The organism is Iodobacter sp. BJB302 (assembly GCF_002735645.1).
Taxonomy (GTDB): domain Bacteria; phylum Pseudomonadota; class Gammaproteobacteria; order Burkholderiales; family Chitinibacteraceae; genus Iodobacter.
Genome location: NZ_PDZG01000100.1, coordinates 1 through 11,384, shown reverse-complemented (window position 1 = coordinate 11,384; position 11,384 = coordinate 1). Strand labels below are relative to the sequence as shown.

The following is an 11,384-nucleotide window of genomic DNA, read 5'->3' as shown; positions in this document are numbered from 1 at the left end:
ACTCGGAACTGGAGCTGGCAAGATGAAGTGCAATTGAACCCCGACCGGGCTATTGAGCCTAAAACAAGCGAGGAATTACAGGTCGCTTAAATCGTAAAAACATCTCAACTATCTTGACAATTACCGCCATCTTGCCAGTGTGATTACCATGCTGGAGCAAGAGAGGAGCTGTTTAGATATTGCTCAGCAACTCCAAGCTGTAGAAAGCGCCGTTGCCAATGCCAAGAAAATACTGGTACATGATCACATTGATCATTGTCTTGAACACGCGGTGCGTGACCGTATTCAGAGTGCAGACGACACCATTCGTGAGTTCAAAGCCATTACCAAGTATTTATAAGGACGCATCATGCTGGATTTTTCAACTTTGCAGCAGCAGGGCAATGCTTGGTTTTTTATTCCCAGTGCCATTTTGCTGGGTGCTTTACATGGGCTAGAACCGGGTCATTCCAAAACCATGATGGCGGCTTTTATTGTGGCCGTGCGCGGCACACTCACGCAAGCTGTTCTGCTGGGTTTGGCCGCTACGCTATCCCATACCGCCGTCGTCTGGGCGATTGCGATGGCGGGGATGTACTTTGGCCAGCGCTGGAGTGCCCAGACCAGCGAGCCTTATTTGCAACTGGCTTCTGCCTTGCTGATTATTGCAACGGCACTGTGGATGATGTGGCGGACTTGGCAGCAACAGCGTGCGGCCCATGAGCACGACGATCACGATCATCACCATGACGAAGTCAAACATATCGATACCGGCCATGGTGTTGTGCGCTTAGAAGTATTTGAAGAGGGCGTGCCACCGCGCTTTCGCCTGTACCGCCATAGCACGACCGGCCAAAACTGGCGTGCTGATCAAGTGAATATCGAGACAGAGCGCCCAGATGGCAGCAAGCAAGCTTTTAGTTTTGAGCAGCGCGATGGCTTTGTTGAATCAAGGCAAGAAATCCCTGAGCCGCACCAGTTTGTGGCCCGCTTACGCTTAGGGCACGAGCATCATAGCCATGATTATGATGTGGAGTTTGCTGAGCATCATCATGTGATCGCAGATTACGCGCAGCTGGATGTGTCTGCTCCGGGCTATCAAGACCCGCATGAATTAGCCCACGCCAACGATATCCGTCGCCGCTTTGCAAATCGCGAAGTCACAACGGGGCAAATCGTCATGTTTGGCCTGACAGGGGGATTGATTCCTTGCCCCGCCTCAATCACCGTGCTTTTACTCTGCTTGCAACTCAAAAAAATTGCACTCGGTGCAACGCTGGTTTTAGGTTTTAGTATCGGCCTTGCCATGACCTTGGTGCTCTCAGGCGTAGTTGCGGCCTTAAGCGTGAAACATGTTTCAAAACGCTGGAGCGGATTTGGTGAATTTGCGCGTAAAGCGCCGTATTTCTCTGGCTGTTTGATTTTGCTTGTGGGCTTATACGTTGGCTACCATGGCTGGGTAAGTTTGCATTAAGAATTTTTAGAGTGGCACACACTAACTCAACAGTGCGATGATATGCTCAAGGAATAGCGTCTAATACCTAACCTTGGGTTCTTCACGTACTCTTTGCTCAGTGAATTTCAATATAAAAAAGGAACCCATGGAACATCTCGAAGCAATTAATCGGGCACTATTCTTGACGATCAACGCGAATCTCGGGAGTCCTAACTGGCTTATTAACTTAACTCGTTATATTGCAGATGATTTGATTTTATTGATTCCTTTACTATTACTTGGTATTTGGTTTTGGCGTGAAGATACATGTCGTAATATTGCACTTAAATCATGCGTGGTTACTTTTGTTGCACTGGGTACTAATCAACTGATTGGTCTCGCTTGGCCACATCCCCGCCCCTTTATGCTTGGGCTAGGACATACATTTATTCTTCATGCCGCTGACCCTTCATTCCCCAGTGACCATCTGACCATATTTGCGTCAATTGGCATTACTTTATTTCTAGGAAAAATAAGGACGCTGGCCGTCATTACATTACTGCTAGGGCTCATGGTGGGATGGTCACGTATTTTTCTGGGGGTCCATTTCCCCCTGGATATGCTGGGGGCCGTATTGGTTTGCATCATCACCTATGCCCTTGTGACCCCTGTATGGGACAAACTAAGTGCACCCATCATGCAAACAAGCATTCGGTTTTATCAATACCTTTTTGCCCGCGCAATTACAGCAGGCTGGATTAAACATTAATCGCTTGGTTACTCATGATAGGGAGCTCATATGTCAGCTAGTTCTCCTCTCCAAAGTATTACTATGCCAGTAGTTACCCCAAAACCCGCAATTCCTCGTGCAGTCTGGGCGCTAGGCTTAGTGAGTTTATTTATGGATTTATCTTCAGAGCTTACTCATAGTCTCCTGCCAATATTCATGATGACAACACTAGGGGCCAGTGCCTTAATGATTGGCGTTATTGAAGGAATTGCCGAAGCAACGGCATTGCTAGTAAAGATTTTTTCTGGGGCAATAAGTGATTATATTGGCCGACGTAAAGGGCTTCTCTTATTTGGATATGGATTAGCAGCGCTCACCAAACCCCTATTTCCATTAGCCTCTAGTATGGAAACCGTGTTTACTGCTCGTTTTTTGGATCGCATTGGTAAAGGGATTCGTGGTGCACCACGAGATGCTTTAGTCGCTGATATTGCGCCAGCAGAAATTCGAGGAGCTTGTTTTGGTTTACGTCAGTCCCTAGATACTGTTGGTGCATTCCTCGGACCTTTGTTAGCCATCGTCCTCATGGCGGCTTGGGGAAGTAATATTCAACTCGTGCTATGGGTTGCTGTTATTCCGGCCATAGTGGCAGTAGGTTTAATTGTGTTTGGTATCAAAGAGCCCATTCAGGGCAAAGCAGCTCAACCATTTAGATTCCCAATACAAGTTGAAATATTTCGTAAGTTTTCTAAATCCTATTGGTGGGTAGTCGGCATTGGCGCTATCTTTACCTTGGCACGATTTAGCGAAGCGTTCTTGGTATTACGTGCTCAACAGATTGGGCTCTCTACAATGTGGGTTCCCATTGTTATGGTCGTCATGGCCTTGTTTTATATGTTGTCAGCTTACCCTGTTGGCAAACTGTCTGACCGCATCAGTCGCACGACTTTATTAAGCTTAGGTTTAGTATTCTTAATATTGGCTGATTTCGTGCTAGCTCAATTAAATTCGATCGTTGGTCTTATGCTCGGTGTTGCATTATGGGGATTACACATGGGGTTTAGTCAGGGCATTCTTGCCACCTTGGTTGCAGACACAACCCCTAAAGACTTGAAAGGCACCGCATTTGGCCTTTTCAACTTAGTGAGTGGGGTTAGCATGCTACTCGCAAGTGTGGTTGCAGGATGGTTATGGCAATTTCACGGCTCAAGCACAACTTTCTATGCAGGTGCTTTTTTCTCTCTGATCGCACTATTAATGCTTTATGGGCATAGAGCACTATGCAGAGAAGAGTGATCGTGTTGAATGGTCTCTCTATATAGATAGGTTTTAGGCCAAGCAACTTGATCACCTTTAACCTCATTCAAATCCCTTCGTAAAGGCCAATATCATGAGTCATTGGGAAATTTACCCTTTTGGTGAGGAGGGCTCCGCCATCATCGTGCGACTAAAAGGGGATTCTTTGTGGCTAAGCCAAGCTCAATTGGCCACACTTTTTGGATGTAGCTTACCCACGATTGCTGAGCATTTACTCCAAGTTTTTAATGAGGGTGAACTGATAGAAGAAATGGTTTCTAGACCTTTTTTGCCCTGCACGGACAAAGAGGAATCTGATTCGCTCACACTCTATAATCTTGATGCCATTCTTTCTGTTGGTTATAGAATCAATACCAAACAAAGCACGGTATTTCGTCAATGGGCAACCAAGATGCTCAATGAACACTTTGCGCAAAAATGGGCAGTGGATAAGGCTCAGCTAGAGCAAAATCTTCATGAGCTTGAAATTGCTTTTGCTGCGGCTAAAGATGCTGTCCAGCTCACTAGCCCTAGCCTTAATACCATGCAAAATTCTGCAGCAATCATTAGCCGATATAGACACACTTTTAGGCTATTACAACGTTATGACGAAGGCGTGTTGCTTGAACCAGTAGGCACTTCAGGAGGCTGCTTATCCTCGCTTAGCGAGGTTCGTCATGCCCTAGCAGGGCTAAAAGATGCACTCATGATCAGAGGAGAGGCTTGCGAGTTATTTGGTTGTGAGCATGGCTGCAGGTTAGCCACTATTTTGGAGCATATCGATCAAACTATTGTGGGCAACCCAACCATAGAAAGTAAGGCCGCCCATTTATTATATTTTGTGATCAAAGAAACACCTTTGTCTGAAGGAAACAAACGAGCTGGGGCTTTTTTGTTTATTGATTTCCTACATCGCAATAATGCCTTGATGCTGGATGGAGAGCCGATCATTAATGATGTCGGTCTAGCCGCATTAGCCCTTTTAATTGCGCAATCAACACCTATGCAAAAAGAGAGCATGATTTGCCTTATTGAAAATATGTTGGCAAAGCCTACTCATTCTCTGTTTTAATACCGCTTAAGTTAAAAACATAACCATATTCTAGTGTTTTTTCCTGACGTTGCGCAGATGTAAAAAACAAAGGCCAAAGCCCCAGCTTCGATGCGTTTCAGTGAGCTGAATCAGCAGTTCCGCAATTTTTACGTTTTCTGCATCCAGCTTACGAATATAGCGATAGCAAGTCGTGCTAATCGCAAAGCTGGCGCAAGCCACACGAATAGAAACTGCCTTGGTTTCAACGGCCCAGTGAGCCATCTCGCGGCGCTGAGATGTTTCAGATGATTTCTGACATGGCTTCCTTGATGATGTCCGCCTGCATTTGGGCTTCGATATACATCTTTTTAAGACGCTTGTTTTCGTCCTCCAGCTCTTTCATGCGCGTCATCATCGAGATGTCCATGCCGCCAAACTTGGCGCGCCACTTATAAAAAGAGGCAGAGCTCATGCCGTGCTCGCGGCACAAATCGGGGGCGGTTGAACCGGCTTCGGCTTGCTTTAAAATCGCCATAATCTGGCTATCGGGATAGCGTGCTGCTTTCATGTAGAGCTCCTCAAACACTGCGAGAAAATTCTACTTAAAAATGAGCTGGTTTTGTGGGGGGATTACCACGAGGAAATGAAGCCTGAAAAACGCCGTACTCACAGAAACTTAGCTCCTGCCGTTGGCAGGCTACTGTTCTTAGGAGAACACAGCCAGGCCACTGGCTGTGCTTATCCGACATACCTACCCTGTGAAACCGGCAGATCTGCCTCTTATCTTGCTGATAATGAACTTGTTAGCATCGTCATTAGCTATCAATATCACCACCAGAAGCATTATTAATACGAATAGTTTCATATGGCTATATGCTATCGACGGATCAAAAAACTCCAGCAACAGTGTAATACAGGGGGAGATATTAACGATAATATTCGTCGACAATGGGCTTGTTAGCTCAATGCCCTTTTGAAGCATCCATAGCGGCAATATATTCCCCAATATCACTATTATCGGGAGGTACACCCAGAAACTGGATTGCGTCGTTGCCAACGCGCCCTCGCTCGGCAACAATAAATAGCAGACACAGATGAGCAATGGAAATCTGAACGACTGAACATTTACGGCATTAAACTCTCTTTTAGATAGTGATTTTGCCATGTAGGTGCCGACAGCCATACCGGTTGAGGTCACAATACAAACCAAACCAAGCGCCAGAACAAATAAAAGGTTTGAATCGAATGGGTTAGATCTTTGCCCTTTTACGGCCAGTATCATCAGGATGGAAACAATAAAAGTCAACAACACTGATATGACGGCGCTTTTCATACCCACTGGGTTTTTGTTATAAATCTCGATTAAAAAGGAAATAATCGGACTGAGTCCAAAAAGTATCGCCACTAGTATTGATGGTTCTGTCCACTTTAAACCAACAAATAGCCCGACCCAAGACACCAATGTAGATATGTTCAACAAAAAAATTAACTTGAAAGAGTTGCTGAATGTTTTTAACTTAACAGGGAAAAATAAAAAAGAAACCAATAAAAACCCGAGCCAAGTAAAGGTAAAGGTCCAAAACAATAATACAAACAGATTGATACTCTGCAACATGCCAGAAAGAAACACATCTATTGCAGCACCGAGGATACAATAGCCAAGAATATAAGTGGGGCCAGACATCTGATTTTTACTGTTCATAGAGTTCAAACATACCTTTCCTTTCGAGGCCAACGATGTGCTGGTAATCGATATTGAGCTGATCAGCACAACTATGACTTAAAGCAATCCAGCCAGGTGAGCTGAATACATCTGTTGTGAGTTTTATTTCCTCATCAATACCCAGCATATTCGATTTCTTATAAGATGGTAAATTAGAAATGGTATCGATATGCTTAATTGATTTTACAATGCCCGAACTAAAGGATATCAGTTCTTTAATCTTCAAATATTTTGATGGCATGTATTCTTCCGAAATTGTTACCAAGAAACTTTCGGTTGAACAGATGCTCAGTACCAGTTCATCAATTTGCGTCCGTTTCAATGCAAAGGATGACAATGCAGGAAAACCGGCTCCATGAGGTCTGGCACCCGTTTCGATTAATGTCCATCCGTCTTTTGTTAAAAACAGTTCAGAATGAGCCGCACCAAACTTAATCCCCAAAGAATCCAGACAGTTAAAAATATAGTCTTTAAGCTTAGCGTGTTCTTGATCGTCGAATGAGGTCAGTTCTGTGAACTCACATATTGAATCGGCACCATTGTAACTGCCTTTACCCATTTTCCATACCGCACAGATCTTATGACGGCCATTGTAACTAACGGTATCAACCACATACTCTTCACCCTCAATAAAAGGTTGCAGAATAATGACTTCATTTTTTAAATTAAGCTGATTGCTTTTCTCGAATAAATTGCTTGAATGAGTCCTAACCTCTTCAACAGTTTTACAAACAAATACTGAATCCGTACCTGCACTGTCAACGGGTTTTAATACAATTTTTTGATATCCCTCTAATAATTCAGTAGCATATCGAACGGCTTCTGTCAGATTTGTTAGTCTATAAGTGGGTATATGACGAAGGTTGCTGTTTTTCAAGCACTCCTGCATTAGGTATTTATTTCTTCGGGAGCGACTTGTTTTCGTATCATTACCAGGAAGGCATAAGACTTCTGCCAAATGATCGGCAAGTTCAATTCCAGTTTCACAACCTGCAATTACCGCGATAATCTCATATTCTGCTAATCGATTGATGGTGTCACTTTCCGCGTACTGCAAACTCATGAAAAAATCATCAGCTCTATAGCTATTTAGTAGTTTAGAAGGTAAATCATTTCTACTTTGTATATGCGCACACCGGTATCCTTTCTTATTAAATTCCGGAGCCAATCCATTTCCCGATGAGTAAGCGTCAACGAGAATAACTATCTTTTTCGAGTCTTTGATGTCCATGCAGCTTTGTTACTCCATGCTAGAATTAGGGGCTAAGTGTCGAGGGTCTTAGCATCGAGGGTTATACTCGGCATCCTGTGACGGGCTTGATTGAAAGCATGTCGGTAATCTTTGTGAAGTCGGTTTTTTCAATACTTTTAGCCAAACTCACCATTTCTAGGTATCTATCTGACTTAACACCACCCGGCTGATATATTCTGTACCGCCAATATCGCCAAAGTGAAGTCAGTATGGCGGCGTATTCAGTATATATTTTGAATACTTTTGTCTCGCTCTCTTCCAGTACTCTTATAGAATTGTATCCAGAGATAAGATGTGCTGCTTTTTCCGGCAACAATCTCCCATCCATGCTGCAAGTACCGACAATAGCCATGGCGATATCAAAAACAGAGTGGTAAATACAGGTCAACTCAAAATCTATCATGCTGACGAACTGCTCGCCGTTAAATAACATATTATCATAGAAGAGATCGGAGTGAATGACAGAGACTGGTAAGCCACTAATGCTTTCTACGTCAAGATCCCTAAGTCTACCCTTTGCCCAGCGCTCGTAATCCTGATCAATATCGGCGTCGAGGGCATCCATGAACTTTTTCTGCTCATAGAAAATTGAATTTGTTAAAAAATTTGGGACAGGAATGTTATGCAGTTTCGCCACTGCAACGCCAAGTTGCCTGAGCATATGCTCACTAAAGTCTTGGCATACAGAACCATCCATGTAAGTTCTCAATAGAGCGTATTTTCCTCTTAATACTATCGAATGGCTTTCTTGCTTTTTGGGTTTAACAAGCAAAGAGGTCTCATAGTGATGGTCTTCCAACCATACAAGCGTCTTTGCCATGATCTCAACGTCATCGCGGCTCTGCTCTTCAATGATGCTGAAGACACAGCGACCTATATCAGTTTCGAGACAGTAATTCGCATTGCCGGACCCCTTCCCCAAGAAGGCGCTGTTTTTTACAGTTAAACCATAAAGAGATTCTATGTACCGAACTTCATCACTATTTAACATTGTGCTTGTTTCCGTTTCTATATTATTCATTTAAGCGCTTGATGCAAATCTTCATACAAGTCATTGATATCTTCGATACCGACTGACATTCGTATTAATTGCCTCGTAATACCTGAACTTTTTTGCTCCTGATCACTAAGACTTCTGAATGATGACGATGCCTGATAAGGAGAGTTTAATGTTGTCTCTAAGTCACCCAAACTATTTGAAGGGATGATTAAATTCAATTTTTTCTGAAAGCTTGTCGTATCAAAACTTTGGGCAATTTCAAAACTTACTAATCCACCGAACCCCTGCATCTGCTCGCGAGCAACGCTATGATTGTGATGATCCGGTAGCCCAGGGTAATACACTTTTGTTACATTGGGGTGCTCATTTAAGCGGCTAGCCAGTTCCATAGCATTGCGGTTAATTGTATTCATCCGTATTGCCAATGTACGCAAACTTCGTTCCAGAAGGTGACATGACTGGGCATTTAAACACCCCCCAAAGTCATTCATATTTTCGGTCATTAAAGCGATGGACTCTTCGCTTCCTACCGCAATGCCTCCTGATACATCGCCGTGGCCACCCAAAAACTTCGTTGCACTGTGAAGTACTAAATTGACACCATATTCCAAGGGATTTTGATTAATGGGTGTCGCCACAGTGTTATCTATGATGGTGAACAGACCCTTGCTCTTGGCAAACCCAGCCAATAACTCAATATCAAGAATTTTGAGCAATGGATTGGTAGGCGTTTCAATATATATCGCTCTTGTATTCGAATTGACTGACTCGATAATGCTTTCTACTTCGCAACTCTTGGATACACTGTATGTGATTCCTAGCTTTGCGAAATGATTCTGTGCGAATTTAAGTGCGCCAGAGTAAACACCATTTTGTAAGACAATATGATCGCCGGATTTTAAATGAGATAGCATCGCCGTAGCGAAAGCCGCCATGCCAGAGCTGAATACCAAAGCGGCTTCACCGCCGCTTTCTAATGCACACATTTTCTTTGCAACTGCACGCTGATTGGCTAAATTGCCATGTCTTGGGTACACGTCTTCGTTCATATCCAGATGTTTGTGAGAACTCGCCGGAAATAATGGAGAGAGAATTCCGCCATTCATCTCGTCGATAATTGTCCCGCTGTGAACGGCAATGGTTTCTTTTGCTAACACGGTTACTACCTATTTTCTAGTATTAGGAAGTGCCAAGTATCTTTTGACAGAGGGCACATGACATATGGATACTCAATTATGAAGGGTTGTTTGGCATGGCAAACATAGGTGTAAAATCAATTAATATGACATCGCGATAGCCAACCTTGCCGTGTCCATCAACATGAACCGGTTTCACTTGGTGCCATACTAAATCATCGACTACACCAATAGAATCAAGCGGATTAAGCATAATTTGGTTACAAAGGATATTAGTCTTAGTGTTGTCCGTGATGATGCTTTCACCACCAGAGACGCCATTACGATTGATCAAATGTACCCATGTACAAGGTTCCCCATCTTTATGAAGTCGATTGGGTACAGAAACACCCGGCGATCCAACCTCCGCTTTCATTCGAATAAAATGGATGCCGACTTCCATGGGGATTGTGGAAGAATACTGATGTAACGGAGAGTTTTTAAAATCATGCAAAACTAGTGAAGTAATAAGCTTATTTGACAAAATGTCGTTTGGAACAGACTGAAATTTTCGAGCTTCATCTACGACTTCATCATTAAACCCGATATCTTGTTTGTAAGAATAAGCGTATTCAGAAGACTGAGGAACTAAGAGATTTAAGCAGGGTAAAAACACATACTTACTGTGTTGTCGATAACGACCCGATTTTTCGCCGTATGGGTCCAGCGCAAGCGTATCAAAATGTCTCTGAATATGACTTAAATCTGATTTTTGTTCATCGGTAAGGCTAAAATCATCCGAATCTAGCTTGCAATATCCCATGCTTTTCATAATTGGATATGCGTTCACACGGCATTCAAGTGCATTTTCTAACGCTTTATGGTTCCCACTAATCATTGTGAAATCTTCCCTTTTACTCTCTCTGATTGAATAGACATATTAATTTTCACGGTTATGCTTACTAGTATTGAAAATAAAATATTTAAAAATCTTTCAAATTAATTACCTACTTCTATGAAGTATTATTCAACATCAGTGGAAAACTATTAGGCGAAACTTACTTGATTCAGCTATTAATCACCAGAACATTAATGAATTGTTGATAAAAAGTGTGGTAATCCCCCCACAAAACCAGCTCATTTTTAAGTAGAACTTTCTCGCAGCTTTTGAGGAGCTCTATATGAAAGCCGTAGGCAATTGAATATGCCAGATTTTGGCGATTTTAAAGCAGGCCGAAGCCGGTTCGACCGTCCCCGATTTATGCCGCGAGCACGGCATGAGCTCTGCCTCTTTTTATAAGTGGCGCACTAAGTTTGGTGGCATGGACGTCTCGATGATGACGCGCATGAAAGAGTTGGAAGATGAGAATAGGCGTCTTAAAAAGATGTATATCGACGCCCAAATGCAGGTGGACATCATCAAGGACGCCATGTCAGAAATCATCTGAAACATCTCAGCGTCGCGAGATGGCTCACTGGGCCGTTGAAACCAAGGCAGTTTCTATTCGTGCGGCTTGTGCCATTTTTGTAATCAGCACGACATGCTAGCGTTACATGCCTAGCCTCTACTTTAAAGTGAGCTTAAAAACGGAGGGATTACCGCCCGATCTGGGTTCAATTGCACTTCATCTTGCCAGCTCCAGTTCCGAGTCGCGTTACGCCACCGTTCCGGACGCGCCAAGCGGGCGGCTTGGTAGCGGTAATTGTCAAACCAGTTGTCGCCTTAATCGTTTAATATTTATGCCGTTCTTTGCTCTGCTTTTTTCCTTACAGCACCCGTCTCCGCTTCCGGTGATTTTTCTGGATTGAGGTGGACGATAT

The 11,384-nt window shown here is 43.4% G+C and carries 10 protein-coding genes and 2 pseudogenes; 6 read left to right on the top strand and 6 right to left on the bottom strand.

The annotated features are described in order from the left end of the window. The first annotated feature begins 139 nt into the window (after positions 1–139). The 5 genes from CSQ88_RS20670 (at position 140) to rhuM (ending at position 4,512) form a co-directional block, all read left to right on the top strand. Entirely contained in the window at positions 140–340 is a 201-nt protein-coding gene (locus tag CSQ88_RS20670) for a metal-sensing transcriptional repressor (protein ID WP_374700471.1), read from the top strand. Positions 341–349: 9 nt separating this feature from the next. After that, positions 350–1,453 carry a nickel/cobalt efflux protein RcnA gene (locus CSQ88_RS20665; protein ID WP_099399962.1) on the top strand — a complete coding sequence of 368 codons (1,104 nt, stop codon included), beginning with the start codon at positions 350–352 and terminating at the stop codon, positions 1,451–1,453. A 127-nt stretch (positions 1,454–1,580) separates the two neighbouring features. After that, positions 1,581–2,183 carry a phosphatase PAP2 family protein gene (locus tag CSQ88_RS20660; RefSeq protein WP_099399961.1) on the top strand — a complete coding sequence of 201 codons (603 nt, stop codon included), beginning with the start codon at positions 1,581–1,583 and terminating at the stop codon, positions 2,181–2,183. A 30-nt stretch (positions 2,184–2,213) separates the two neighbouring features. Next, positions 2,214–3,440, top strand: a complete 1,227-nt coding sequence (locus CSQ88_RS20655; protein ID WP_099399960.1) for an MFS transporter — start codon at positions 2,214–2,216, stop codon at positions 3,438–3,440. Between the two features lie 94 nt (positions 3,441–3,534). After that, positions 3,535–4,512 carry a RhuM family protein gene (rhuM, locus tag CSQ88_RS20650; RefSeq protein WP_099399959.1) on the top strand — a complete coding sequence of 326 codons (978 nt, stop codon included), beginning with the start codon at positions 3,535–3,537 and terminating at the stop codon, positions 4,510–4,512. A 42-nt stretch (positions 4,513–4,554) separates the two neighbouring features. On the opposite strand, the pseudogene CSQ88_RS23510 reads toward rhuM, so the two are convergent. From CSQ88_RS23510 to CSQ88_RS20615, 6 genes and pseudogenes are all read right to left on the bottom strand, one after another. Then, positions 4,555–5,041 (bottom strand): annotated as a pseudogene (locus CSQ88_RS23510) (transposase); the annotation flags it as partial. A gap of 183 nt (positions 5,042–5,224) precedes the next feature. Beyond that, entirely contained in the window at positions 5,225–6,175 is a 951-nt protein-coding gene (locus CSQ88_RS20635; protein ID WP_099399956.1) for a hypothetical protein, read from the bottom strand. After that, positions 6,165–7,427 (bottom strand): ATP-grasp domain-containing protein, encoded by a 1,263-nt coding sequence (locus CSQ88_RS20630; RefSeq protein ID WP_099399955.1) that lies wholly within the window; start codon positions 7,425–7,427, stop codon positions 6,165–6,167. The genes CSQ88_RS20635 and CSQ88_RS20630 overlap by 11 nt, the downstream gene beginning before the upstream one ends. Positions 7,428–7,488: 61 nt before the next feature. Then, the gene (locus CSQ88_RS20625) at positions 7,489–8,469 is read right to left on the bottom strand and encodes a phosphotransferase (protein WP_099399954.1); all 981 of its coding nucleotides are present in this window, start codon (positions 8,467–8,469) and stop codon (positions 7,489–7,491) included. Next, entirely contained in the window at positions 8,466–9,605 is a 1,140-nt protein-coding gene (locus tag CSQ88_RS20620; RefSeq protein WP_099399953.1) for a PLP-dependent aspartate aminotransferase family protein, read from the bottom strand. The genes CSQ88_RS20625 and CSQ88_RS20620 overlap by 4 nt, the downstream gene beginning before the upstream one ends. Before the next feature lie 76 nt (positions 9,606–9,681). Further along, on the bottom strand, positions 9,682–10,461 hold the full coding sequence (locus tag CSQ88_RS20615; protein WP_099399952.1) for a 2OG-Fe dioxygenase family protein: 780 nt from the start codon (positions 10,459–10,461) through the stop codon (positions 9,682–9,684). 304 nt (positions 10,462–10,765) lie between these two features. Here CSQ88_RS20615 and CSQ88_RS20610 point away from each other — a divergent pair. Continuing rightward, positions 10,766–11,108 (top strand): annotated as a pseudogene (locus tag CSQ88_RS20610) (transposase); the annotation flags it as partial. Positions 11,109–11,384: the final 276 nt, after the last annotated feature.